This is a genomic window from Acinetobacter sp. UC24323, from assembly GCF_024151445.1.
In the GTDB taxonomy this organism is placed as follows: domain Bacteria; phylum Pseudomonadota; class Gammaproteobacteria; order Pseudomonadales; family Moraxellaceae; genus Acinetobacter; species Acinetobacter baumannii.
Map to the genome: position 1 here is coordinate 52,455 of NZ_JAHIBY010000009.1, position 24,929 is coordinate 77,383.

The following is a 24,929-nucleotide window of genomic DNA, read 5'->3' on the forward strand; positions in this document are numbered from 1 at the left end:
AAAATGAAAAAGACACCATTATGGGTGGGGGTATGCTTGTGCCCATTATTTAGTCAAGTTGTGCATGCCGAGTTTATAGCAGACAGTAAAGCTGAGCTGACGCTCCGTAATTTTTACTTCGACCGAGACTATAAAAAAGACCCATATCCCTATACGGCGGCCAGAGATTGGGCACAGGGTTTAATTTTTAAAGGACAGTCGGGTTATACCGAAGGGACAGTGGGGTTTGGTGTTGATGTGCTCGCAATGGCAGGTTTTAACCTGATGGGAAGTCGTGCTGACGACTATGCACGTAGTGGCTTACTCCCAGTTAATCCTGATAACTCGCGTGATGATTATTATGGAAAAATAGGCATTACAGGGAAGGCTAAATTTAGAAAAAATGAGCTTTTTGTGGGCGACTTAGTTCCGCAATTACCAACCATATTTTCATCGCCAGCGCGTTTGTTTCCACAGACTTATCGCGGTATCCGTTTTGTTTCAAATGAAATTCCAAATCTTCAACTCGAAGGGTTTTATGTCGACGAAGTACGGCAGCGTGACTCCATTCGTTATACCGATGTTGGAACAGACAATATCAATCATCGATTTAACAAAGCTGCCACCACTGACTCGTTTTATACTTTAGGTGGAAGTTATCAGTTAAAAGACTACCGTTTACGTGCTTATCATGCTGAACTCAAAGACATTTACCAGCAACAATTTTTGGGCTTTAACGGCAAACAACCTTTGAATGACCAGCTTAACTTTTTAAGTGATGTGCGGTTTTTTAATAGTGAAGAAACTGGAAGTAAAAAAATAGGAGAGGTCGATAACCGACATATTAGTGGCTTATTTGGTTTGAACTATCAAAATCATACGGTTTCTTTGGGCTACATGCAGTCGTTTGGCTCGACTGGTCTGCCATTTTTGTCGGGAACTGAAAGTCCGGTTGTGCTTGATTTTATGAGTTCGGACTACTCAAATAAAGACGAAAAAGTCTATTCAATTCGTTACGAATATGACTTTAAAAATACGCGGATAGGGGATGTTTCATTAAACGGACTACGTTTTATGACTCGCTACGCAAAAGGCGAAGATATTGATTTACTGCAATATGGCGATCAGCGATTTAAAGAAGATTCGCTAGAGTTTGATTTGGGTTATAAAATTCCAGAAGGCAAGTTAAAAGGCTTAGGAATGCGAGCTCGCTTTTCTCACTACCGTAATGACATGCCAACGAATATGACTTTCCACTCGGCAAATGAAACGCGGTTGAATGTTGATTACACCTTTAAATTTTAAATATTAAAAAAGCAGGTTGAAACCTTTTATTTGAGGTTTTAACCTGCTTTTGGATGTGGTTAAGCAGATACTTTTGCTGCTTCTAAAACTTCATTATGAGTTTGAGTATAAGCTTGTTCTTCTAAAGTATGTTTAGCCGGAATATAAGACATTGCACGTTCTGCTAGAGCTGTAATGGTGAGACTTGGGTTAACGCCCAAATTTGCACCTAACATTGAACCATCTACAACGTATAAGTTTTTATAGTTAAACACCCGATTTTGTCCATCTACCACACCACGCTCTGGACTTGAAGCAATTGCACAACCACCCATACAGTGAGCTGTAAAAGGTACGTTAAACAAAATTTCGGTAATGGTCGTCATGGGGTGCCCATTAAACATTTTGGCAACTTTTTCGGTAAATGCATTGGCCTGCGGAATATAAACAGGTAGCTTTTTACCTTCGCTCGATAACACTTTACTAAAAGGCCAGAACCAGTTACGTTTTAAACGCATGTTGATTGAGGCATCGGCAGTTTGCATCACTAAGAAAATTAAGGTTTGACGTGCAAAACTGACAGGATTACTCATGCGAAGGAAAATAAATGGATGGCAAATGAGTGCCCATAACCAAAAGAAAATACGTGTCCAACCCGGTTTGCCTTTAGCCATGTAAGTACACATAAGGCCCATGGCATCTGAACCACTTTGGTAGCGAGTCGCTTCAATGTGAGTGTCATGGTCAATGTAAATACTTGAACCAATAGCAACACCTTTACTCATGTCGACATCTTTACCAAAAAAACGAACACCTAAAATTGACTCGGCATTGGTACGAACCCGATTACCCAAATCATCAGAAATATTTGGCAGAGAACCAGACTGTTTTAAACGAAACAACATCTCTTGTGTCCCTAAAGAAGATGCCGAGAAAATCACATTACGAACTCGCCAAGTACGACGTTGTTTGTTAAACCATGAGCTTGAACATTCAGTCGTGACTTCATAACCGTCGCTGCCATCGGCTTTACCATTGAGAGGTTTAACATCAACTACTTTGGTTTCTTCATAAACCTTGGCGCCATTTTTTTCGGCAAAGTACAAATAGTTTTTATCTAATGTATTTTTTGCGTTGTGTTTACAACCCGTCATACAACCGCCACATGCGGTACAAGTGCCACGGTCTGGACCTTCGCCGTTAAAATAAGGGTCGGGGTAGGTCTTGCCACCTTCTTCACCTTCGGGTGGAAAGAAAGTGGCGACACGAGTAGGTTTAAATGTATGGCCGACACCGACTGCTTCACCCATTTTCTTTAGCATGTGGTCGGCAGGGCCGAAAATTTTATTATCAGTCACGCCAAGCATACGTTCTGCTTCAGCATAGTGCTGAGGCATTTCATTTTTCCAGTCCGCCGCATCTGCCCATGTGCCTTCATCCCAAATATGTTCAGGTGGAACCAGTAGGGTGTTGGCATAGGTAATTGAGCCGCCACCTACCGCATTACCGCAAATAATAGTGACATGGCGAAAAAAACGCATGTTGAAATAACCGAAAAGTTTCATGCCCGGACGCCAAATCCAGCGGCGGGTATTCCAGTTGTTTTTAGCAAAATCTTCAGCTTTCCAGCGTCGCCCCATTTCCATTACGGCAACCGAGTAGCCTTTTTCAGTTAAACGGCAAGCAGAAACACTACCACCAAAGCCTGAACCAATAATCAGGTAATCATAGTCATAATTGTTTATTGTCATGATGAAGGCTCCTGTCTAATGATATTTTTTATATTGACTCTGTATGTTTATCAATGAATTGCCCAATGCGCTCAATGGAGTCATTAGATTCCTTTAGTATACCTGCATGAAATTGAAAAACATGTCCGACTTGGTCATAAACCCTTAAGTTCGTCGGAATGCCGTATTTTTCAGTCTGTTCAGCAAGGCGTTTTGCATCGTCTAATAAAACTTCTTCGGTACCGACATGGATCAGAACCGGCGGTAATCCGGTTAAGTCAGCATAGAGTGGGGAACACGTTGGATCGGTTGCCGATTTTTGGCCGCAATAGTTTTTTGCACACCAAGCTAACCAGTCTTCCGAGAGCATTGCATCTTGAGCAGCATGAGTTTTTATTGTGTTTCCTGAAAGGCTTAAGTCAACCCAAGGCGAAAGTAAAACTAAAGCCGCTGGTAAAGGTAAACCAGCATCTCGTAAAGCAATTACGGTGCTTAAGCTCAGCCCGCCGCCAGCGGAGTCACCCGCAATTACAAGTTTTTTAGGGTCTTGTCCGTAAGCAAGTAAAGTTTTATAGACTGCAATGCTATCTTCAATAGCAGCAGGGCTTGGATGTTCTGGGGCCAGACGATATTCAGGTAACCAGACTTGTGCTTGAGCTACATGTCCGATCTGAGCGGCAAGTTTAGCGTGGCTTTTGCTACTGCCCACGACATAGCCACCACCATGTAAATACAAAATACCGAGCCCTGACTTAATGGTCTTAGGCCGAATATGAAGCGTAGGAACTTGAGCAATTATTTGCTTTTTTGTTTGATAACCACGAGGCCCAAGTACAATAGCACTGGCTGCATCACTACAAAAACGTTGTAGCTTTAGTGGTGTTTTAGGGGATAAAGCTGGACGTAGTGTGGTACGGATGGTCCATGCAAGAAGTTGCTTCATAATAAGGACTCATACTAAGCATGTGAGATTAGCCAGCATCTCCTAAAATTAAGAGCATGCTGACCACTATTTTTATTTTGCTGATTTGTTGAGTAGGCGAGTTTGCCAAGCAGTCGCGGCTGCAAAGATCTTTTGGTAGCCTTGCGGCAGAATACGCTGAATTACATCAACGGCTTTTGCATCGGCTCCAATAAGTAAACGGCGACGGTCCTTACGAACAGCTTCCAAAATTTGTTGAGCTGCATCATCAGCAGGGGTGCGAAGTAATTTATCGAAAGCATCTTGGCTTTTTAGCGGGTCCATTCCTAAAGACTGGACGCTATTATTCATACGTGCAGCTTTGGCAATATTGGTGCGAATACCACCCGGATGCACACAAGTCGCGCTCACACCAGCATTTTGCATATCAAGTTCTTGGCGCAATGATTCAGTAAAACCACGAACGGCAAATTTACTGGCGTTATAAGCACTTTGGGTCGGTTGAGCTGTTAAACCAAACATACTGGAAATATTAATAATATGCCCATCACCACTTTGCTTTAAGTAAGGCAAAAACTCTTTGGTGCCATAAACCACGCCCCAAAAGTTAATACCAATGAGCCATTCAAGATCTTCGTAGCTCACACCTTCAGCCGTACTCCCTATTGCGACACCAGCATTATTAAAAATCAGGTTAACTTGGCCATGCTCATCTACCACTGCCTTTGCCCAAGTTGCAACTTCATCACGTTTAGCCACATCAACTTTTTGAGTGGTGACTTTGACAGAATAGGGTGCTAATAGCTCGACTGTTTTGGCTAACCCGGCTTCACTAATATCAGAAAGTGCCAGATGACAGCCTTGTTTGGCGAGGGCGATTGCAATTGCTTGTCCAATACCTGAACCCGCACCTGTCACAGCTGCGACTTTATTTTTAAAAGACTTCATAAAATTCTCCGTTTATTTTTCTCATTTCCTATGGCGAAGCGTATTTAAGAAATAGCTGACACCTGAGTGTAGTTTTCAATGTCAAAGCGACGAGTGCGTTGGCGATATTCAAGGGTAAAACCTGGCCAGTTATTGGTATTTTTGCCATCAGCAGTTTGATACCAACTGGTACAGCCTTGCGCCCACACCGTTTTTTTCATTTTTTCCTGAATATTTTGATTAAACTCGTGTTGAATTTCGGCACGAATGTTGGTGAACAGCAGGTTATTTTTCAAAGTAGTGCGCAGTGCATCTAAAATATAATTCACCTGACTTTCAATCATATAGACGATTGAGTTATGCCCGAGGTTGGTATTTGGTCCATACAACATAAAGAAGTTAGGGAATCCGTTTACTGTTAGACCTAAATAAGCCTCAGCACCATTTTTCCATGTGTCTTTTAATGTACGCCCATCAAGTCCAGTAATTTGCATTGGCGCCATAAATTCAGTCGCCGTAAAACCTGTACCGTAAATAATGGCATCAACTTCACGCAGCTTTCCTTCCGTGTCTAAAATGCCATGTTCAGTAATTTCCTGAATACCTGTATCAATCACATCAACATGAGGTTGGGTCAGCGTTTCATACCAGTGGTTAGAGATTAAAATACGTTTACAACCAATTGGATAGTCTGGCATTAAACGATGGCGTAACTTCCCATCTTTAACAACTTTTCGAATGTGGCGCTGGAATATGTATTCCACCAAAGGCATTTCATTAAGTGAAGTTGTAAAAGCAAGTAGGCGAATTTCATGATGACCATATTGCAAGGCACGGTCTAGACTTTGCAAGATCGGCAGTTTACGGAAAGCTTTTTTCTCTAAAGGTTGGTAAACCCGATCCGGTTTTGGAATAACATAAGGCGCTGAGCGTTGATAAACGTCTAGGTGAGCCACTTGTTTTGCAATTTCAGGTACAAACTGAATCGCACTTGCGCCTGTGCCAATGACTGCAACACGTTTACCAGTTAAGTCATAGTCATGGTCCCAACGTGCTGAGTGAAATGCCTTACCTTTGAAGTTTTCAATGCCTTTAAGTTTTGGATAGGCAGGGCGGTTGAGTTGGCCTACCGCACCCACTAAAAATTCAGCTTCAAACTGTTCACCAGTTGTACTTTGAATGTGCCATACACCTTGCAGTGCATCAAATTCGGCGCTGGCTATTTCAGTGTTAAATTTGATGTGTGGGCGAAGGTCATATTTATCGGCACAGTGACGTAAATATTGATAAATCTCTTGAGATGTCCCGTAGCGATTTTTCCAACCAAGTTCCTGTTCAAAAGAAAAAGAATAAAGATGTGACGGCACATCACATGCAGCGCCTGGATAAGTGTTGTCACGCCAGACACCACCTACATCGGCAGCTTTTTCAAATAGAGTAAATTGTTCAAAACCTGCTTGTTTGAGACGAATGGCAAGTCCTAGACCACCAAAGCCAGTGCCAATAATGGCGATGCGTACATTTTTATTTGAATTAGACGACGAATTAAACATAGGCTGCTCTAAAATCCTTAAAAACAGTGAGCGAAAAAATCGCAATTTCCTATATGCAGAATAGACGTTTATTAACTTGATTTAGAGGATGGATGAGGACAAAATATTGTGATTCGAGGACATTCTGAGCAATACAGTGAAGTATGCATGGGCATTTGAACGCAGTGTACATAGTGTTCGGTTAATGGCTGATTTCGCGCTGGAATCAGGCATCTCTTATCAGACAATTTTGCAAGGGACTGGGCTTAGCCAACAACAATTACTTGACCCTAATATGGTGGTGACAGGCCATCAGGAATTACAGTTGATTCATAACTTGGTTGAGCAATTAGGAGACAGACCGACATTAGGCTTAGAGGTGGGCACACGCTATCATTTCACCACATTTGGGCCATTAGGCATGGCTCTGATGAGTAGTGCGAGCATTCGTGAAGCACTGGATCTGGCTTTAACCTATTTTACTTTAACCTTTGCTTTTACCCGCTTTGATGTGTCGGATACACCACAAGGAATCCGTATCGAAATTGATGAGCAAGATATTCCATCTTCAGTGCGTCAATTCATTATTGAACGCGATGCGGCTGCACTCATTACGGTACAGCGAGATTTGGTGCAGGACAATTTTTGCCAATATTTGGCTTTTTCTTTCCAACCCAAAGGTGATGCCGAGCCTTATCGGAATTTATTTGGGGTCATGCCAGAATTTGGCGCAGCTAAAAGTTTTGTAATTCTTGACCCGCAAAAAGTGGATCAAAAATTACTCATGGCGAATGAGTTGGTTTTGCACACTGCAGAAGAACAATGCCGTCAAATATTAGAAAAACGCCAATCACAAAATAAATTTACAACCTTAGTGCAACAGCAGCTGATGAGTATGCGTGGGGAAATGCCATCTATGGATATAGTGGCTGATCGACTGCATTTAAATATAAGAACCCTGCGCCGTCACTTGGCATCGGAAGGAATGACTTTTATCCAGATTCGTGAAGAGGTTAGACAGGTCTTAGCAGAGCAATATTTGGCATTACCAAAAGCTTCTGTTGAGCAAATTGCCGAGTGGTTAGGTTATGCCGAACCTGCCAGTTTTATTCATGCTTATAAAAGATGGCATGGGAAAACACCTCATGCCATGCGGTTAAATAGCCAATAGTCAAAGTATCTTTATTTCTTTAAACGCAAATGCAATAAGCGCGTCGCTGATGTATGGCGTATATTGTCGGCACGGCTATAAAAATAACGTTCAGTAATAGCTTCACCAGACAAGTCTTCGACTACTTCAAAACCCATTTTTTCAACCGCCTGATGTAAATCAGAAGGTTTAAATTGACCTAGTAAAGGTTCTTTCAGCAAATGGGTAAACTGTGCAACACCCATACTCCCGAGTCGCTCAATACCTTTTAATTCCTGAAAATCGGTTGAATAGTCGAGTACCACTTCGCTTCCGTTTGCAGCAAATTCAGCAATACTTTTTAAAGTTTGCAGCGTAGTTTCCGGCTTTAAATAATGAGTGGTGCCCAGCCAAGAAAAGAAAGCCGGAGCTTTTCGTACATAGCGACTTCGGGCAAGCGCTTCAGAGATAGATTCTTTCTCAAAGTTAATAGAAACAAATTCAACAGTAGAGGGAAGTTCGCCTAATTTTTTGAGTTTAGATTGTTTGGCAGCCTGAGTATCAGGATGGTCAACTTCAAAAATTTTTAAAGTTGGATAATGCTGTGATTTTCGGAGCACAAAAGAGTCTAAACCCGCTCCAACCAAAACATATTGCTCAATATTGTGTTGAACAGCTTGATTAAGTAAGTCCTCGGCATAACGTGATCGACCGACAACCTGCCCACTCAATAAACCTAAGGTGCGGTTTAAAATGGGTGAATTCATTAATTTAACAATGAGTGGTGTAGATAAAAGCTTTTTCCAACCTTTACTGGTCATTTCAAAAGCATAGGGATCTGAAAATACAGGGTTTGTCGTATTTTTAAAGTGATTCGCACGTAAAGCAGCAGCGGCTTCGGCAGTACGACTTGATTGACCTTCTTTCATCTTTAACCTGTTCTTTTATTTCTTGAAGATTGAATGAAGAAGGCAGTGTATTTCATGAAAATCTAAAATACACTGCCCATTCCTTACAACTGATTTGGTCAAATTTACAAATTAATGTGTCTTTGACATTTGATATGTAACTTCATAATCCTTCAAATCTAGTTTTTTCAAACGTTGTTTAAGCTTTTTCAATGACCACGGCCATGCTGCAAAGTTGCGACCGTTAGCATCAAGGTAATAACTCTTACAGCCACCACTATTGAATACAGTGGTTTGAAGATGCTTTTGCACCAAGTCGTTGTGCTTTTTAATTACATCAGCCTTAACATTTAACTTGCTAATTCCTTTGTTTTTAATTTTCAATAAGCCATCTACGATATAGTCGAGCTGTGCTTCTGCCAAACCAATAAATGAGTCATAAACCAGTACGTTTGGTCCCAATACTAAGAATGCATTTGGTACATTTTCAATGTTGGTTCCTAAGTAAGCTTCCGGTGAACTATTTTTCCACAAATCATTTAAACGTTGGCCTTTTTCATTAAACACACGTTTGCCGATTGGTGGGTGAGATACTTCAAAACCTGTACCCCAAATAATCACATCAACTTCATGGCGTTCGCCATTAGCTGCAATCACCGTATTGCCTTCGACTTTAACCAGGCCATGTGGAATAAGCGTGGTATTTGGTGCTTGTAGTGCAGGGTAGTAATTGTTAGCAAACAAAATACGTTTACAGCCAATATCAAAATTAGGCGTTACGTTTTTACGTAACTCAGGGTCTGCAATTTGAAGTTTAAGTAATTGCTTGCCGAGTACATTTACTGGTTTTAGCACAAGTGGGTTACGTAAACCAAAATTAATCGCATTGAGGGTTAGCGCTACACTTTTACGCCAACTTGCCTGAATCACTGGATATTTTGCAATAATTGATTTACTAAACTCACCTAAGTCTGTATCCGGTTTTGGCAATACCCAAGGGGCTGTACGTTGGAATACAAACAATTCTTTGGCTTTAGGTTGAATTTGGGGCACAAACTGGATGGCAGATGCACCTGTACCAATTACAGCAATGCGTTTTCCAGTTAAGTCATAATCATGGTTCCATTTCGCTGAATGGAACATTTCACCTGTAAAGGTATCCAAACCTTCAAGACGGGGAATCTGGGCTTCGGTAATGGGGCCTGTTGCAAAAATAACAGTTCGCGATAGATATTGACCAGTAGTTGTATCAAGTACCCACAAATGGCGTGATTCATCCCAAGCAGCATTGAGTAGTTCGTTGTTAAACTCAATTTTAGACGTAATATTAAACTCGTTACTTACATCTTCTAAATAACTTAAGATTTCCGGTTGACGCGCAAATAAGTGACTCCATTTTGCACTAGGTGCAAACGAATAAGAATACAAAGCCGAAGGTACATCACAGCCACAGCCCGGATAGGTGTTTTCACGCCAAGTGCCACCTACACGTCCTGCTTTTTCAATAATTTTATAGTTGGTATAGCCAACTTGGTCGAGACGAATCGCTGCGGCGATACCGGAAATTCCGGCACCGACAATAAAGGTATCGTAAATATGGCTAGGTGAATTGACAGCTTTTTTTGCTGATGCATTTGTTTTCATTTGAGCAGTCATATGGGTACTACCTATAAAATTTCTTATTTAAATAATTTGTAAGAGGTACCAAGGAACTTGGTATACAAACTTGGTGATGCACGTTTCATCAGCCAGAACAACTTCGCATCGATTTGAGGAATGGTATAAAGCTCATCCTGATCAAGGCGGTTAAGTGTGAGTTTGGCTACATCATCACTTGTGGTGAGTGCGTAGTTCATGAGCGCATGGTCTGCAAGTTTTGAATAACGGCCCGGAATACGACCATTTTTAATGATATTGGTAGGCACCAAAGTCGGGCAGAGCACATTGACTTTAATGTTGAATTTACGAAGCTCAGCCGAAAGTGTTTCAGACAACGCACGAACACCAGCTTTCGTTACATTATAGGCAGTCATTTCTGGTGCTGCGGTATAAGACGCCGCAGAAGCTACATTAATAATTGCACCGTAACCTAGTTTTTTGAACTTTGGTACAAATGCATGACAACCATGAATAACACCCCACAGGTTAATATTCATGACCCAGTTCCAGTCTTCTAGGCTGAGTTCGTCAAACTTACCGCCCAAACCTACACCCGCATTATTAATGACAAGGGTGACAGGATGACTAAGTAAAATTTCAGCAGTTTCAGCTAAATTTGTGACATGTTCAGGGTTACCTACGTCACAATGCATTGCAAATGCTTTTGCACCCTGTTGTTCAAGCAACGTTACAGTTTCTTCTGCAGCTTCTAAATTAATATCTGCGCAGACTACGCTGCCACCACGTTTTGCCAGTTCAATTGCAAAACTTCGTCCAATTCCACTGCCTGCACCCGTCACGACGGCATAAGCTTTTTGGCTTGGTTTAACTTTCTTTTTGCCAAATAAAATCATGATTCATCCCGAAATAGATTTAAGGAACACCAGCCATTAAGTAATGACTGGTTGTAAGCCAGTTAAGACAAGCGTACAGGTGGGGTAAATTCCTTCACAAAGTAAGGTGCAATCGCGCCGCCTTCTTTGAGTAATTTGTCTTTGTAGTACTCTAGATATTCGGTCGTGTCATGGTCATTTGGATGGAAGTCAGGACGTAAGTAATCGAAAATCTGGCCAATGGTGCTACCGAATACACCATCTTTTGGACCAAAAATAAGTCCGACACCACGGCGCGCGTCTTTCCAGAATTTTCTAGTCAACATTTCCTGCGGTTTTCTTAAAACCGGAATAAACAAGGTAGTCGCAGGGATTAGACCTAAAATAGTGAAGAATGCTAAGAAGAAGCCAGAAGCTCGTAGTGGGTAGCTACCATTGAGTAATTGATATACATCATAGGCAATATCTTTATGCTCAGATTCTTCAAGCATATGCCACATCCATAAAGCACGGCTTTTTGCATCATCTGAATAGTAGAAATTCTTTTCGTGCTTCATCATGTATTCGGCAAGTACCGCAGTAAAATGCTCAATACCAGCCATCATCGATAATTTAAGCGGTTGCGGGAATTTCAAAAACACATATTTAAAGAAGTTCTCGCCCAAGAAACGGTATAAATCGACAGGGTATTCAACATCTTTAAGTGCATCGTTATATTCATTGTGCAGTTTAGAGTGAATTGCCTCTTGTCCAATCAATGAAGTAACACGCTGTTTTAAAACTGGGTCTTGAATAAATTCACGGTGATGACGAGCTGTTTCAATCACCAGATCTTCACCATAAGTCAGAAATACTGAAAGCGTAGCAAAAAACATCGTGGCAAATTGATTGTTCATATAGAATTCAACATCAATCTCTTTACCTTCAAATCCGATATTTAAATGACGGATTGGGATGGATTTTTTACTGGCAAAATCCGGTAACTCGATTTCACGGTAAAATTTAATTTTGTTTAGTGATTTTTTAACTGTGGTCGAGATCATGGTGACACCTTCAGATCAATCAGTGATAGTGCAGCTACGTTGAAAACCAAAAGCTTTGATTTGCAACACGACACTGTAAATTCCATTTTCAAAAAGCAGTTTTCTCTGCTTACTGACTACGGTGATGTTGCTCCGTTATTTGTGTGATTATTTGACTGAATAACGGGAAAAAGAGGGAAGTTCAGTAAAACGGCTCAACCTCTTTTTAGATTTTTTCATGTTAATCTGAGTTTATGTTCGGATTCAATTCGGGTAACTTTTCAAGTTTCTAAACCTAAAGTTTCATGTTTTTATAAAATAAAAAATTAGTTTTAAAATTTATTAATATATTGATTTTTATTTAAATATTTTAATGCAATTAAAAAGAAATATTCAAACATAAAAGAACTTATAACTGTATTTCATTGTAGTTTTAAAAGAAATATTTCATGAAAGTTGACAACTATTCGGATTTTGTTTTTTTATTAGGGTAGGGCTAAATTACATGCTAATCTGAGCTTATGTTCGGATTATTTATAAGAAAATATGTCTACGCGAAAGCCCCGTCAGGCACGAGCCAAAGTCACTGTCGATACCATTATTGAAGCAGGTTTTATTGCCGTAGCATTGCATGGACCAAGTGGTACCACCACACGTCATATTGCAGAAATTGCAGGGGTAAGTGTGGGGTCACTCTATGAGTATTTTAAAAACAAAGAAGAAATCTACGATGCGATGAATCACTACTTTGTGAGTGAAATTCTCGACATGATTAAAGAGCTAACTCCTACAATTTTAGAGTTGGAGTTAGAACCTGTCATTGAAATGATTTTTTATACGTTCAGTGATTTATTAAAGAAAAATAATGACCGTTATTTAACCGTTTTACGTTATGCAGGTGAGTTGCAATACGATAAATATATTCCAAAAATTGAACAGGCTTTAATGGAAGTCATCATGAAGTATATGATGCATAATCCTAAATATTTAAAAATTAACAATTTACCTGTAATTACCTATATTTGTATTAATAGCGGTATTTTTAACGTTGCAAGGCATCTTATTTTACCCAACCCATTTATTAGTTTTGATGAAATGGTGCAGGGGCTAACCACTATGATTATGAGTTATATCAATACTGAAATGGCACGCTCAGAAGATCAATCATAATTTTTAGTTTTTCAAATGCGATAAAAAAACACCTGCGTATATTTCTACGCAGGTGTTTTTACTATTTATGGCATAGTTGGAATTTCTTCCGGACGCATATCAAAAATTAGAATTTCAGCATTGTCACCATTGGTAAATGATAACTTGCCTCCATCGCGAATACGCGCAGCATCACCGGTATTAAAGGTTTTACCGTTTACATCAATACGGCCTTTTGCCACATGTAGGTAAACATAACGACCTTCAGGAATTGCAAACTCTGCTGTTTCTTCACCATCAAAAAGACCTGAATAAATATTAATATCTTGTTTGATGGATAAAGTTTTTTCGCCACCTTTTGGTGAAATCATCAAGTGCAATTTGCCGCGTTTGTCTTCCTCGGAAATATGCAATTGTTGATAGCCCGGTGTTGTGTTCACTTCATTTGGAACTACCCAAATTTGCAAGAAGTGCACGTTTTCTTGAGCAGAGTGATTAAATTCACTATGTGCAACCCCACGGCCTGCGCTCATTAACTGAATATCACCAGGCACAATAACCGAACCTGTACCCATTGAATCTTTATGTTCTAACGCACCTTCAAGCACATAAGAAATAATTTCCATGTTACGGTGAGGGTGAGTACCAAAGCCTTTTGATGGAGCAACCGTATCATCATTAATTACAAGTAAATCTGAAAAGCCAACTTGTTTCGGGTCCCAATAATTTGCAAATGAAAACGTGTGTTTTGACTGTAACCAGCCATGATGTGCTGCACCACGCTCATGAGATAAACGCATATCAAACATGATTTATTCTCCTCATCCAATTTTTTTCTCTGAATGCAGTTTATCGTTTTCATTTGTGCAATAAAGCTCTAAAAACAGAAAGCTTGGTGTGATTTTTGGAACGCTCAAATATAGAACTAAGGCATGTATAGAAATAGGCAGAATATTTCGTATATTATCTTTTTAAGCCATGTTTTTATCATTTTAGGACAAATGTATTTTATTTAAATCATAATGAATAATAGTAGTTTATATAAATAATTTAAAATAATCGAAAAATATTTGAGTTGGCAAAAAGTTTCAAAATGGATTGGCTTTTTTTGTCCTTGTTCGAGTGTTATAGCAAGCGCACTATTTAACCTGATTTGGTGAACTTAACAACGCTTAAGTTCATAAAACATGACAAGGCAGAGGTATTCGAGCAAATTTTTGTTCGAGAGCAGTTAAAGATTGCAAGAAATAATCCAAAGACAACTTTAGCTGTTTGATTCGACGCTGCCTTGTATTTAACAAATTTTATAGGGTGTCGAAAATGGTCGCTCAAGCTATCCGAAATATTATTTCTCCTAAATCAGTTATAGCTCAGTATCAAAAGATAGATTTCTCAAATAAAGGAACTATCCCAATTCGCCATTTAAATATCGGGTTTGATGGTAAAGAAATTGATATCGAGTTTTACGTCAACAACCAGTTTGCAACTTTGTTCTTTGCAACGCTTTCGGTTTTTTTGACCTATGGTGAAGATCTGGTGATTGAAACAGCTCGTCACCACCGTGAATTTATTCAAGATCCGATTTTAAAACAGCGTGTTACATCGCTGATTGGTCAAGAAGCCATCCATTCAAAATTGCATAATGAGTTCAATGATGCAATTAAAGAGCTGGAATATCCGGTCGATTTTTATCGTTTCTTGGGTGAGAACTTCTTTAAATATGTGTTCTTAAAATTCCCGCAGCCATTAAAGCTTTCACTCATGGCAGGTATTGAACATTTTACGGCGGTACTTGCCGAATACATGATGAAGCATGAAAAGAATTTCTATTATACCGACGATGCCAAAAGTCGTGCCTTATGGATGTGGCATATGCTTGAAGAATCTGAGCATAAAGATATTGCTTATGACGTCTACCAGGTTTTAAACGGTAATTATCCGTTACGGGCAACGGGCTTTTTAATGGCTTTCATTACCATTTTAGGGCTTATTCCAACAGCAACTTTATTTGTACCTCTACTGCGTAAGCCAAAAGAACTGTTGACCAGAAAATTTTGGAAAGATGCACATCGTGGCGTCAACTTAATTTTTAGTCCAAAAGATGGCGTATTTGGTAGCACCATTGGTCAGATTTTTGATTACTTACGTCCAGACTTCCATCCAAATGATCATGACACGACCGAATATCTGGAGTACTACAAAAAGAAATTACTTAACGAGGGCGGTGCAATTGCGCCTTACTTTGTGAAGGAATTTACACCACCAGTTCGTGCAGTTTCATAAGCCTATTGGTCATGGCAGTAATATGACAATTACTGCCGTCTCCCTAAAATTTTTTAGGATTTACTATGATTTTATTTGGTAAGAAAGACCAGCCGAGCCGAAACGCATATGCGGTCGTAACTGGGGCAGGCAGTGGGATTGGACGAAGCTTTGCAGTTGAACTGGCAAAACGTGGTGGCAGCGTAGTCTGCGCAGATATTAATTTAGAAGCTGCTGAAGAAACCGTAAAGTTAATTGAACAGTTGGGACAAAAAGCATTTGCTGTACAGTGCGATGTTGGGCAAGCAGAACAAGTACAGGCTTTGGCTGATCAAGCAGAGCAGTTACTTGATCATCCGGTAACCCTCATCATTAATAATGCTGGCGTAGGTCTAGGTGGCAAATTTGATGAAATGAGTTTGGAAGACTGGAAATGGTGTATGCATGTAAATCTGTGGGGTGTTATTCATGGTTGTCATGCATTTGTGCCAAAGTTCAAAAAACTAGGTTACGGTGCAATCATTAATGTGGCTTCTGCCGCGTCGTATACCGCAGCACCAGAAATGAGTGTCTACAATGTAACGAAAGCGGGTGTTTTGGCATTATCAGAAACTCTTTCAGCCGAGCTTCGCAAATTCAATATTAAAGTCAATGTACTTTGCCCGACTTTGGTGCCAACCAATATCATTAAAAATGGTCGTATTCCGGGGCGTTATTCCAAGCTTGCAGACCATGCACTCATGAACTATGCCATGACGACCAGCGATGCAGTTGCAACTTTAACATTGAATCGATTAGATCGTGGGCAGCTCTACACCACGCCACAGATCGACGCCAAATTATTCTGGCTTATGAAAAGGACATCTCCAACGCTATATGCAAAGTTCCTTGGGCTTTCGTATCAGTTATTTAAATAAAATTTTGTATAGGCAGAAAAATTATGGTCACTAAACCTAGAACAAATACACGCACCCGTAAAACCCAAGAAGTTGCACATATTTATGACACTTTTATTGTCGGTGCGGGTATTTCTGGTCTTGCTGCTGCAATTAAGCTAAATGAAGCAGGCCTAACTAATTTTAAAATTATTGAAAAAGCAAGCCGCGTTGGTGGTACTTGGCGTGAAAATACCTATCCGGGCTGTGGTTGTGATGTACCTTCGGCTCTGTACTCTTACTCGTTTGCCCCAAGTGCAAAATGGAGCCATTTATTTGCACGCCAGCCGGAAATTTTAAGTTATTTAGAAAATGTAAGCCGTGAGTTCGATATTGAGTCCTTAATTGAATTCAATACCGAACTATTAAAAGCGGAATGGGACAATGTAAAAAATGTCTGGAAACTAGAGACAAGCTCTGGTTTATATATTGCTAAAACAGTTCTATTTGCTACAGGCCCAATTACTGAGGCGCAGATTCCACGCCTTGAAGGTCTAGATACCTTTACAGGTGAAATGTTCCATTCAGCGAAATGGAACCATGAATATGACCTTACTGGAAAACGTATTGCCGTGATTGGTACTGGTGCATCTGCCATCCAGTTTGTGCCCCAAATTCAACCTAAAGCAAAAGAACTTTTTGTATTCCAACGTACAGCTCCTTGGGTACTGCCAAAACCGGATACGGATTTGGGGGAGTTGAGTAAATCAATTATTGCCAAATACCCAAAAATACAGGCCACTTGGCGCCAGACTGTAGCAGGCACCTTAAATGTCATCAATTTTGGTTTACGCAACCCAAAAGCTTTAAAGCCTGTCAATTTTGCTGCGAAACAATTGTTAAAGTTACAAATTAAAGATCCGGTTTTACGTAAAAACGTAACACCTAATTTTGATATTGGTTGTAAACGTATTTTATTTGCCAATAACTACTATCCAGCGTTACAGGCATCCAATACCACGCTTATTCCACATGGCCTGGTTAAAGTCGAAGGCAATACGGTGATTGCAGCTAATGGCGAACGCCACGAAGTAGATGTGATTATTTGGGGCACTGGATTTGAAGTGTCTCATCCACCCATTGGTAAACGGGTACATAACGAAAAAGGGGAATGTCTGGCAGAACTCTGGAAAGACTCCTCACCGGAAGCTTACTTAGGAACCAATATTGAAAATGTACCGAACGCATTTCTTATGCTAGGGCCAAATGTCTTGGTTTATGACTCATTCATTGGTCTTGCTGAAGCCCAACTGCAATATATTGTAGATGGTTTATTGCAAATGAAAGCGAAAGGTATTGCTAAACTTTCTGTAAAATCAGAAATAATTAAAAAGCATAATGAGCTTGTACAAAAGCATTTACAAACCACAGTATTCAATAGTGGTGGTTGTAAGAGTTATTACCTTGATGCAAATGGTCGCAACTTTGCAGCATGGCCATGGTCATTGAAAAAGCTTAGACAGCGTTTACATCATTTAAATTTAGAAGAATACGATGTCATCTATGAAGCTGATCTTGTAAAAGTAAAACCTAAAGTTGAAGAAGTCGCAGGTTAATTAATTTATAAAAGCCCACTTTATTGATGAAGGTGGGCTTTTTACTATTAAATAATGAAAGAAATATATGAAAATTCAATAAATAATATAATGAAGTTAAAGTAAACGATAAATTTAAATATACTTCAAAATAAAAATGGGCCAAGCAGTCTATATAATTTTCATTTAAAATAATATAGCTATTTTTAAAAATGAATTTTTAAGTGAAAAGTTTTCTTTTTAATCAATTTTTTAAATTGTATATTAGAAAACATTTTTATATCAATAACTTGTGTGGTTGATAATTATTGTAAATAAATGTGAAAGTATTCACAACCTTATTTTTTTTTGTTAAGATCATTAACATTAAAAACATAGAGATAATAATAATGATTAATAAAGTATTAATAGTGTTATGCGTGAGTATTGTATTTGTATTAGGCTATTGGGCATATTTAGATACCCAAAATAAAAGACATCAAGAGCTCATGAGGATCATTCAAGAAGCTGAAAAAAATTTGCAGACAATCGAACGTAATCCTAACCGTGTTAGTCATAGCAATTTAGCTTCATATAATTTGCAAAAATATATCAGTGATAAAAAAGTTTTTTTCTAAGCACAGGGGTGATTGTGATTTGCTTTAAAAAGTGTGCCATTGATCATATCTTTTCATAAATTTTGATCATGTTGCTGTTGAATCTGTTAAACTTATTGAACGTATAGTAAAAAAGCTGCATAGGGGTTATGCAGCTTTTTTGTGTTTCAAGAGGGGCTGTGGCTATTTTCTGTGTATGACAGCAGAAATCAAATGAGTGGCATATTTGTTGCTTCGTCTATTTAAGATTTTTGTTTAGAGATCTGAACAGAAAAACAAGATTGCTCAGATACCTACATAGAAGTACATATTCCACAGCTCAGATTTTGCATAGAGGCTACTTATGGCGGCGCCCAATTCTTCGGCAGGGTGGTTAGAGCGTTTATTTAAGTTAAGCGACAATAAAACCACGTTTCGAACAGAAGTTCTTGCTGGTGTAACTACATTTTTAACAATGTGCTACATCATCATTGTCAATCCACTCATTTTATCTGAAACCGGCATGGATCATGGCGCCGTATTCGTTGCGACCTGTTTGGCAGCAGCAATCGGTTGCTTAGTGATGGGGATTATTGCTAATTATCCAATCGCCTTGGCACCAGGTATGGGGCTTAATGCTTATTTTACCTATTCGGTTTGTATGGGCATGGGAGTGCCATGGCAGACAGCTTTAGCTGCTGTTTTTGTTTCAGGTGTTGTATTCCTTGCAATTAGTTTCTTTAAAATTCGTGAGGCAATTGTCAATGCAATCCCGATGTCGCTTAAATTTGCGATAGGTGGTGGTATTGGTTTATTCCTTGCGCTCATTGCATTAAAAAATGCCGGAATTATTGTCGCGAACCAAGCAACGTTGGTCGGTTTGGGCGATATTAAACAACCTACTGTATTATTAGCTTTATTTGGCTTTTTACTTATCGTAATTTTGCATCAGCTTAAAGTTCGCGGTGCGATTATTATTAGTATTTTAGTCGTTACAGCAATTGCCACAGCTTTAGGTCTAAATGAATTTAAGGGTGTGGTTGGTGAAATTCCTTCAATTGCGCCAACATTCATGCAAATGGACTTTGAAGGGTTGTTTACCGCAAGTATGGTTGGTGTCATCTTCGTATTCTTTATTGTTGACTTGTTTGACAGTACGGGTACTTTGGTTGGCGTTTCACACCGTGCCGGCCTTTTACAAGATGGTAAATTGCCACGTTTGAAAAAAGCGCTATTTGCTGACTCTACTGCAATCGTTGCTGGTGCTGCATTAGGTACCTCATCAACTACGCCATATATTGAATCGGCTTCAGGTGTAGCAGCAGGTGGACGTACAGGTTTAACCGCGGTAGTTGTCGCTTTCTTATTTATTTGCTGTTTATTCTTGGCACCTCTTGCTCAATCTGTGCCAGGTTTTGCAACAGCACCCGCTTTATTGTTCATTGGTGTATTGATGATCCAAGGGATCACTCACATCGATTGGGATGATATTACAGAAGCTGTACCAGCCTTTTTAACGATTGTATTTATGCCATTTGCATACTCAATTGCAGATGGTATTGCAATGGGCTTTATCAGCTATGCATTAGTTAAATTATTTACGGGTAAGGCAAAAACTGTTCCATACATGGTGTGGATTATTGCTGCCCTTTGGGTATTTAAATTTATCGCCTTTGGCGGTTAATACGATTGTTTATAATTTCCTTCTAGAACTATTTTAGTGATAGGGATATAAGAAGGAAATTATAGAAGGGTGTGCTTACCACACCCTTTTTTCTTTAGATGTGGAGTTAATATGAATCAAGTCGAGCTGATTCAGGCCTTACCAAAAGCCGAGTTGCATGTGCATATTGAAGGGACCTTTGAACCTGAATTAATGTTTGCCATTGCACAGCGTAATCAGATTCAGATTCCTTACAAATCTGTTGAAGAAGTAAAGCAAGCTTATAACTTTCACAATCTTCAATCATTTTTAGATATTTACTATGCTGGTGCAAATGTTCTTGTTCATGAGCAAGATTTTTACGATTTAGCATGGGCATATTTTGAAAAGTGTGCAGAAGATCGTGTCGTTCATACAGAAATGTTCTTCGATCCGCAAACTCATACTGACCGTGGTATTGCTTTTGCAACCGTGATCAATGGGCTTAAACGTGCATGTGCTGACGCAAAAGCCAAATTTGGTATCAGTTCTCAGCTGATCATGTGTTTCCTGCGTCATTTAAGCGAAGAAGCTGCATTTGAAACGCTTGAGCAAGCTTTACCGTTTAAAGAAGATATTATCGCTGTAGGACTTGATTCAAGCGAAGTAGGTCATCCACCAGCTAAATTTGAACGTGTTTTTGCTAAAGCGCGTGAAGAAGGCTTCTTAATCGTGGCTCACGCAGGTGAGGAAGGCCCACCTGAATATGTATGGGAAGCTTTAGATCTGCTCAAAGTAAACCGTATTGACCACGGCGTGCGTTCTGAAGAAGACGAACAATTAATGGCTCGTTTAATTAATGAAAAAATGCCATTAACGGTTTGTCCTTTAAGTAACTTAAAGCTATGTGTTGTTAAGGATATGAAAGACCACAATATCCGCCGTCTTTTACAAAAAGGCGTACACGTGACTGTTAACTCAGATGATCCTTCATATTTCGGTGGTTATATGAATGATAATTTCTTTGCCATTCAACAGGCATTAGATTTAACCAATGATGAGTTGAAGCAACTCGCAATTAACTCTTTTGAAGCCTCTTTCATTTCAGATGAAGAGAAACAAAAGTGGATTTCAGAAATCCAGAAAATCTAAATAAAAAACCGCCTGTGATAGGCGGTTTTTTTAACATTGAATTTATTTAGGTTGTTTGGTCATACTGTTTAAAACATTGTCTTTATCTACAAAGTGATGTTTTAAAGCTGCCAGAACATGGCCAACAATAAGTAAACCTGCAAACCATGAAATATAAATATGTAATGGCTTAACAATGGCTAATAACTCAGGGTTATCTTGCACCAGGCGTGGAATTTCAAATAAATATAAAACCGGAGCAGGGTGACCAGCACTCCAGCTAAATAAACAGCCAGTGACAGGTAAAGCGACTAAAATCACATACAGTAATAAATGTCCGATGTGAGCTAAAGTTTTCATTGTTGGTGACATTGTGTCAGGCAATTGTGGGGCAGGATGGGTGTAACGCCAAAAAAGACGAATGACCACGAGGAAGATAATGGTTGTGGCGATATTCTTATGTAGTGTAATGACATCGCCTTTAAAGCTGCCATCAACGTCATAACTTAGAAAATTTCCACTATAGAAACCAATCACCCAAGCAGTGATAAAAATGATGGCCATGACCCAATGCAGAATCTGTGCAGTACGGGTGTAGTATTGAGAGGTTGAGGCAGGCATAAAAGACCCTTTTTTTGTCATTCTAGCGCTAGATTTTATGGGAAACTGTTAAATTTGAGAAATGTTGTTCCCGTAACAGAGCGTGCTATAAACAGAACGCTTCAATTTAAAAAAACACGGTTAAGTTGAGCTGGAGATTAAGGGACTTAATTTGCATAAATGCATCAATTTATTTGTTTCTTCTAAGCATAAGTTTAGGCAAAATACGCGCTGCTTACGTTCGATCAAAGGAAAAAATGATGAAAAAATTGATGCTCGCTGTAGCACCAGTTGTTTTAGCTTTAACTGCATGTGCAACCACTACAGGTACCGGTACTGGCGGTGCTTCTGCACAAACGACAACTCAACAGTTAGGCGTAGCTGCATTAAAAGTTGCTGTTAATGCGAAATGTATTACAGAAATTAATAATGTTGCTGCATGGAAGACAGCAACAAAATATATGACTGCTGAACAGCGTGATAGCATCCAAACGAATGTTTGCGGCTGTGTAAGTGAAAAAGCACCAAATAGTGTGACTGCAGTAGAATTAGCTGCTGCTGCGCTTGACGTGAATGCACGTGCTACAATCGTAAACCAAGTGGTTTCTAAAACTGTAAATGCTTGTGTGGCAGAAGCTTTACAAAAATAATTGATGTTTTAAGCATTAAAGAAGGCCGATTCTTATAAATCGGCCTCTTTTTCATTGGAGTATACATGTTTGTTGCAGGCGTAGATGAGGCAGGACGAGGCCCATTAGTGGGTTCTGTTGTTGCTGCAGCTGTTATTTTAGATCCGAATAATCCAATTTTAGGATTAAACGACTCTAAAAAATTAACTGAAAAGAAACGTGAAAAGTTGTTTATTGAAATTCAAGAAAAAGCTTTAGCATGGTCAATAGCAGAAGCTACACATGCAGAAATTGATGAGCTGAATATCTTGCAGGCAACTTTTTTGGCTATGCAACGTGCAGTGGAAGGTCTGAAAACACAACCTCAAAAGGTAATTGTAGACGGCAATCAAATTCCAAAAGGAATTATTATTCCTTGCGAGGCGATTGTAGGGGGAGATGCAAGCCATGCCGAGATTAGTGCGGCGAGTATCTTGGCTAAAGTCACGCGTGATCGTCAAATGGCAGAATTAGATCAACAATATCCATTATTTGGTTTTGCCAAACATAAAGGTTATCCAACCAAAGCACACTTTGAAGCCATTGCAGCTCATGGCGTGATTGATCAACACCGTCGTAGTTATGCACCTGTAAAACGCGCATTAGGTCTATAAATTTATATATTCCCAAAAAATTTAAAGCGACTATAAAGTCGCTTTAATTAGGGAGAGAACAACTTCATACTAACGATTGAAGTTTTTCTGTGCATAATTATCATCTTCATATGAAACTTGATAATCTTGATCAAGATGTTGAAGGTGTTCATGCATTGCACGTTCATGTTGAATACGTTGATAAATTTCTTCGCGATGAACAGAAACCTCTTTTGGTGCATTTACACCAATTCGAACTTGGTTTCCTTTGACGCCAAGCACAGTAACACTGACTTGATCCCCAATCATTAATGTTTCCCCGACACGGCGGGTCAGAATCAGCATGTTTATCTCCTTGCTAAACGCTTAAAACTGCAATATTGGTACCCAAATAAAAAGCTCAACCTCAGTTTTCAGTCAGATTCTAACAGAAATATGAGAACAAAGTCATATTTTGATAATCACTGCCAAAAAACTTTCCGTTTAATATAACAGAGCCGCTATAAAAAAAACTATAGCGGCTCTGTGTTTTCTTTGATTATTGTCGGACAAGTAAACATTTTTTAATGAATTCTTGACCGTTCGGTAAAATTAAGCGCGTGCGCTGCTTTCACCATGTTCACGATCTAAACCAAAAGCGGTATGTAAGCAACGAACTGCAAGCTCAAGGTATTTTTCATCAATAATGACAGAAACCTTAATTTCAGATGTTGAAATCATAAGGATGTTAATACCTTCGTCAGCAAGGGCAGTAAACATTTTGCTTGCTACACCCGCATGCGAGCGCATACCTACACCCACGATAGATACTTTAACGATGTCATCGCGTGTTGAAACTTCGCGTGCACCAATATTTTTGGCAGTTTCATTTAAGATTTTTTCAGCTTTTGCTAAATCAACACGGTTTACAGTAAACGTGAAATCTGTTGTGCCATCTTCTTCAACATTTTGGACTATCATATCCACTTCAATGTTGGCATCACTTACTGGTGATAAAATTTTAGAAGCAATACCCGGTTCATCAGGTACACCTAAAATTGTTAATTTTGCTTCGTCACGGTTAAAAGCGATACCTGCAATGATTGGCTGTTCCATAGTGTCTTCTGCCTCAGTAGTAATGAGTGTACCTACATTTTCTTTAAATTCGTCGTCAAATGCGCCGTCGTCATCATTATCAAAACTTGATAATACGCGTAAAGGAACTTGATATTTTCCGGCAAATTCTACTGAGCGAATCTGTAAAACTTTAGAACCTAATGATGCCATTTCTAGCATTTCTTCAAAAGAAATACGATCGATTTTCTTCGCTTTAGGGGCAACACGAGGGTCTGTAGTATAAACCCCATCAACGTCAGTATAAATTTGGCATTCATCTGCTTTTAGGGCAGCTGCAATGGCAACACCAGAAGTATCTGAACCACCACGTCCTAGAGTTGTAGTATTTCCGTTGGCATCGAAGCCTTGGAAGCCTGCAACTACAATAACACGGCCTGCATCTAGGTCATTGGTCATGACATCTGTGTCAATCGACTCAATACGCGCCTTAGTAAATGCACTGTCAGTTTTAATACCGACTTGACGTCCGGTATAGGATTTAGCTTCCACACCAATCGAATTAAGTGCCATAGCTAACATGGAAATCGTCACCTGTTCACCGGTTGAAACCATTTGGTCTAACTCGCGTGGGTCAGGTGTTTCGGTAATGGCTTTAGCGAGGGCAAGTAAGCGGTTTGTTTCACCACTCATTGCAGATACGACCACAACAACCTTGTGACCGTGATCATGCCAACGCTTCACACGACGAGCAACATTTAAAATGCGCTCGGGGGTACCCATAGAAGTACCGCCATATTTTTGAACGATTAATGCCATAGTTGTTCCATATAAGCCATGACCCTGAGAGGCTTGTCAGGG

General features: G+C 39.5%; 23 protein-coding genes. 11 read left to right on the plus strand and 12 right to left on the minus strand.

Annotated features, from left to right (window positions below; genetic code table 11):
- Nucleotides 1-3 precede the first annotated feature (3 nt).
- Entirely contained in the window at nucleotides 4-1,284 is a 1,281-nt protein-coding gene (locus KNQ97_RS13275) for an OprD family outer membrane porin (RefSeq protein ID WP_253612344.1), read from the plus strand.
- Nucleotides 1,285-1,343: 59 nt separating this feature from the next.
- On the opposite strand, the gene KNQ97_RS13280 is transcribed toward KNQ97_RS13275, so the two are convergent.
- The 4 genes from KNQ97_RS13280 to KNQ97_RS13295 all read right to left on the minus strand — a co-directional run bounded on the left by KNQ97_RS13280 (nucleotide 1,344) and on the right by KNQ97_RS13295 (nucleotide 6,395).
- Nucleotides 1,344-3,014 (minus strand): GMC family oxidoreductase, encoded by a 1,671-nt coding sequence (locus KNQ97_RS13280; RefSeq protein ID WP_140954355.1) that lies wholly within the window; start codon nucleotides 3,012-3,014, stop codon nucleotides 1,344-1,346.
- Between the two features lie 28 nt (nucleotides 3,015-3,042).
- Nucleotides 3,043-3,936 carry an alpha/beta hydrolase gene (locus KNQ97_RS13285; RefSeq protein ID WP_000811578.1) on the minus strand — a complete coding sequence of 298 codons (894 nt, stop codon included), beginning with the start codon at nucleotides 3,934-3,936 and terminating at the stop codon, nucleotides 3,043-3,045.
- A gap of 72 nt (nucleotides 3,937-4,008) precedes the next feature.
- A complete protein-coding gene (locus tag KNQ97_RS13290) occupies nucleotides 4,009-4,863 on the minus strand; it encodes an SDR family oxidoreductase (RefSeq protein WP_000834590.1) in 855 nt (284 codons plus the stop codon).
- Between the two features lie 44 nt (nucleotides 4,864-4,907).
- Nucleotides 4,908-6,395, minus strand: a complete 1,488-nt coding sequence (locus tag KNQ97_RS13295) for an NAD(P)/FAD-dependent oxidoreductase (protein WP_098714533.1) — start codon at nucleotides 6,393-6,395, stop codon at nucleotides 4,908-4,910.
- 136 nt (nucleotides 6,396-6,531) lie between these two features.
- On the opposite strand from KNQ97_RS13295, the gene KNQ97_RS13300 reads away from it, so the two are divergent.
- Complete coding sequence (locus tag KNQ97_RS13300; protein ID WP_001984934.1) at nucleotides 6,532-7,545, plus strand: AraC family transcriptional regulator; 1,014 nt, start codon at nucleotides 6,532-6,534, stop codon at nucleotides 7,543-7,545.
- Nucleotides 7,546-7,556: 11 nt separating this feature from the next.
- On the opposite strand, the gene KNQ97_RS13305 is transcribed toward KNQ97_RS13300, so the two are convergent.
- From KNQ97_RS13305 to KNQ97_RS13320, 4 genes are all read right to left on the minus strand, one after another.
- Nucleotides 7,557-8,432 carry a class I SAM-dependent methyltransferase gene (locus KNQ97_RS13305; RefSeq protein WP_253612345.1) on the minus strand — a complete coding sequence of 292 codons (876 nt, stop codon included), beginning with the start codon at nucleotides 8,430-8,432 and terminating at the stop codon, nucleotides 7,557-7,559.
- Between the two features lie 111 nt (nucleotides 8,433-8,543).
- On the minus strand, nucleotides 8,544-10,067 hold the full coding sequence (locus KNQ97_RS13310; protein WP_253612346.1) for an NAD(P)/FAD-dependent oxidoreductase: 1,524 nt from the start codon (nucleotides 10,065-10,067) through the stop codon (nucleotides 8,544-8,546).
- A gap of 23 nt (nucleotides 10,068-10,090) precedes the next feature.
- Nucleotides 10,091-10,924 (minus strand): SDR family NAD(P)-dependent oxidoreductase, encoded by an 834-nt coding sequence (locus KNQ97_RS13315; RefSeq protein ID WP_000600022.1) that lies wholly within the window; start codon nucleotides 10,922-10,924, stop codon nucleotides 10,091-10,093.
- Nucleotides 10,925-10,986: 62 nt separating this feature from the next.
- A complete protein-coding gene (locus tag KNQ97_RS13320) occupies nucleotides 10,987-11,946 on the minus strand; it encodes a metal-dependent hydrolase (RefSeq protein ID WP_000626177.1) in 960 nt (319 codons plus the stop codon).
- A gap of 525 nt (nucleotides 11,947-12,471) precedes the next feature.
- Here KNQ97_RS13320 and KNQ97_RS13325 point away from each other — a divergent pair.
- Nucleotides 12,472-13,095, plus strand: coding sequence for a TetR/AcrR family transcriptional regulator (locus KNQ97_RS13325; protein ID WP_000107496.1), 624 nt, complete (start codon nucleotides 12,472-12,474; stop codon nucleotides 13,093-13,095).
- A gap of 65 nt (nucleotides 13,096-13,160) precedes the next feature.
- Here KNQ97_RS13325 and KNQ97_RS13330 read toward each other — a convergent pair whose 3' ends face one another.
- Nucleotides 13,161-13,883 (minus strand): pirin family protein, encoded by a 723-nt coding sequence (locus KNQ97_RS13330; RefSeq protein WP_000459994.1) that lies wholly within the window; start codon nucleotides 13,881-13,883, stop codon nucleotides 13,161-13,163.
- Between the two features lie 511 nt (nucleotides 13,884-14,394).
- Here KNQ97_RS13330 and KNQ97_RS13335 point away from each other — a divergent pair.
- The 6 genes from KNQ97_RS13335 to KNQ97_RS13360 all read left to right on the plus strand — a co-directional run bounded on the left by KNQ97_RS13335 (nucleotide 14,395) and on the right by KNQ97_RS13360 (nucleotide 21,175).
- A complete protein-coding gene (locus tag KNQ97_RS13335) occupies nucleotides 14,395-15,357 on the plus strand; it encodes a metal-dependent hydrolase (protein WP_072618814.1) in 963 nt (320 codons plus the stop codon).
- A 65-nt stretch (nucleotides 15,358-15,422) separates the two neighbouring features.
- Nucleotides 15,423-16,253 (plus strand): SDR family oxidoreductase, encoded by an 831-nt coding sequence (locus KNQ97_RS13340; protein ID WP_031993549.1) that lies wholly within the window; start codon nucleotides 15,423-15,425, stop codon nucleotides 16,251-16,253.
- A 23-nt stretch (nucleotides 16,254-16,276) separates the two neighbouring features.
- Nucleotides 16,277-17,827, plus strand: a complete 1,551-nt coding sequence (locus KNQ97_RS13345) for an NAD(P)/FAD-dependent oxidoreductase (protein ID WP_253612347.1) — start codon at nucleotides 16,277-16,279, stop codon at nucleotides 17,825-17,827.
- Nucleotides 17,828-18,195: 368 nt separating this feature from the next.
- Nucleotides 18,196-18,423, plus strand: coding sequence for a hypothetical protein (locus tag KNQ97_RS13350; RefSeq protein ID WP_000608974.1), 228 nt, complete (start codon nucleotides 18,196-18,198; stop codon nucleotides 18,421-18,423).
- A gap of 322 nt (nucleotides 18,424-18,745) precedes the next feature.
- A complete protein-coding gene (locus tag KNQ97_RS13355; protein WP_000729980.1) occupies nucleotides 18,746-20,065 on the plus strand; it encodes an NCS2 family permease in 1,320 nt (439 codons plus the stop codon).
- A 111-nt stretch (nucleotides 20,066-20,176) separates the two neighbouring features.
- Nucleotides 20,177-21,175, plus strand: a complete 999-nt coding sequence (locus tag KNQ97_RS13360; protein WP_001077401.1) for an adenosine deaminase — start codon at nucleotides 20,177-20,179, stop codon at nucleotides 21,173-21,175.
- Nucleotides 21,176-21,217: 42 nt separating this feature from the next.
- Here the strand turns inward: KNQ97_RS13360 and KNQ97_RS13365 are convergent, their stop codons facing one another.
- Nucleotides 21,218-21,775, minus strand: coding sequence for a cytochrome b (locus KNQ97_RS13365; protein WP_001111768.1), 558 nt, complete (start codon nucleotides 21,773-21,775; stop codon nucleotides 21,218-21,220).
- 239 nt (nucleotides 21,776-22,014) lie between these two features.
- Here KNQ97_RS13365 and KNQ97_RS13370 point away from each other — a divergent pair, with 239 nt between their 5' ends.
- Both KNQ97_RS13370 and rnhB read left to right on the plus strand, forming a co-directional pair.
- The gene (locus tag KNQ97_RS13370) at nucleotides 22,015-22,404 is read left to right on the plus strand and encodes a hypothetical protein (RefSeq protein WP_000735756.1); all 390 of its coding nucleotides are present in this window, start codon (nucleotides 22,015-22,017) and stop codon (nucleotides 22,402-22,404) included.
- A gap of 65 nt (nucleotides 22,405-22,469) precedes the next feature.
- A complete protein-coding gene (gene rnhB / locus KNQ97_RS13375) occupies nucleotides 22,470-23,036 on the plus strand; it encodes a ribonuclease HII (RefSeq protein WP_000495836.1) in 567 nt (188 codons plus the stop codon).
- A 69-nt stretch (nucleotides 23,037-23,105) separates the two neighbouring features.
- Here rnhB and csrA read toward each other — a convergent pair whose 3' ends face one another.
- A complete protein-coding gene (gene csrA, locus KNQ97_RS13380; protein ID WP_000906487.1) occupies nucleotides 23,106-23,360 on the minus strand; it encodes a carbon storage regulator CsrA in 255 nt (84 codons plus the stop codon).
- A gap of 246 nt (nucleotides 23,361-23,606) precedes the next feature.
- Nucleotides 23,607-24,887, minus strand: a complete 1,281-nt coding sequence (locus KNQ97_RS13385; RefSeq protein ID WP_001185176.1) for an aspartate kinase — start codon at nucleotides 24,885-24,887, stop codon at nucleotides 23,607-23,609.
- Between the last annotated feature and the right edge of the window lie 42 nt (nucleotides 24,888-24,929).

Coding starts and splice junctions, on each gene's coding strand:
- KNQ97_RS13275 (WP_253612344.1), top strand. CDS start 4: ATGAAAAAGACACCATTATGGGTGGGGGTATGCTTGTGCCCATTATTT.
- KNQ97_RS13280 (WP_140954355.1), bottom strand. CDS start 3,014: ATGACAATAAACAATTATGACTATGATTACCTGATTATTGGTTCAGGC.
- KNQ97_RS13285 (WP_000811578.1), bottom strand. CDS start 3,936: ATGAAGCAACTTCTTGCATGGACCATCCGTACCACACTACGTCCAGCT.
- KNQ97_RS13290 (WP_000834590.1), bottom strand. CDS start 4,863: ATGAAGTCTTTTAAAAATAAAGTCGCAGCTGTGACAGGTGCGGGTTCA.
- KNQ97_RS13295 (WP_098714533.1), bottom strand. CDS start 6,395: ATGTTTAATTCGTCGTCTAATTCAAATAAAAATGTACGCATCGCCATT.
- KNQ97_RS13305 (WP_253612345.1), bottom strand. CDS start 8,432: ATGAAAGAAGGTCAATCAAGTCGTACTGCCGAAGCCGCTGCTGCTTTA.
- KNQ97_RS13310 (WP_253612346.1), bottom strand. CDS start 10,067: ATGACTGCTCAAATGAAAACAAATGCATCAGCAAAAAAAGCTGTCAAT.
- KNQ97_RS13315 (WP_000600022.1), bottom strand. CDS start 10,924: ATGATTTTATTTGGCAAAAAGAAAGTTAAACCAAGCCAAAAAGCTTAT.
- KNQ97_RS13320 (WP_000626177.1), bottom strand. CDS start 11,946: ATGATCTCGACCACAGTTAAAAAATCACTAAACAAAATTAAATTTTAC.
- KNQ97_RS13325 (WP_000107496.1), top strand. CDS start 12,472: ATGTCTACGCGAAAGCCCCGTCAGGCACGAGCCAAAGTCACTGTCGAT.
- KNQ97_RS13330 (WP_000459994.1), bottom strand. CDS start 13,883: ATGTTTGATATGCGTTTATCTCATGAGCGTGGTGCAGCACATCATGGC.
- KNQ97_RS13335 (WP_072618814.1), top strand. CDS start 14,395: ATGGTCGCTCAAGCTATCCGAAATATTATTTCTCCTAAATCAGTTATA.
- KNQ97_RS13340 (WP_031993549.1), top strand. CDS start 15,423: ATGATTTTATTTGGTAAGAAAGACCAGCCGAGCCGAAACGCATATGCG.
- KNQ97_RS13345 (WP_253612347.1), top strand. CDS start 16,277: ATGGTCACTAAACCTAGAACAAATACACGCACCCGTAAAACCCAAGAA.
- KNQ97_RS13350 (WP_000608974.1), top strand. CDS start 18,196: ATGATTAATAAAGTATTAATAGTGTTATGCGTGAGTATTGTATTTGTA.
- KNQ97_RS13355 (WP_000729980.1), top strand. CDS start 18,746: ATGGCGGCGCCCAATTCTTCGGCAGGGTGGTTAGAGCGTTTATTTAAG.
- KNQ97_RS13360 (WP_001077401.1), top strand. CDS start 20,177: ATGAATCAAGTCGAGCTGATTCAGGCCTTACCAAAAGCCGAGTTGCAT.
- KNQ97_RS13365 (WP_001111768.1), bottom strand. CDS start 21,775: ATGCCTGCCTCAACCTCTCAATACTACACCCGTACTGCACAGATTCTG.
- KNQ97_RS13370 (WP_000735756.1), top strand. CDS start 22,015: ATGAAAAAATTGATGCTCGCTGTAGCACCAGTTGTTTTAGCTTTAACT.
- rnhB (WP_000495836.1), top strand. CDS start 22,470: ATGTTTGTTGCAGGCGTAGATGAGGCAGGACGAGGCCCATTAGTGGGT.
- csrA (WP_000906487.1), bottom strand. CDS start 23,360: ATGCTGATTCTGACCCGCCGTGTCGGGGAAACATTAATGATTGGGGAT.
- KNQ97_RS13385 (WP_001185176.1), bottom strand. CDS start 24,887: ATGGCATTAATCGTTCAAAAATATGGCGGTACTTCTATGGGTACCCCC.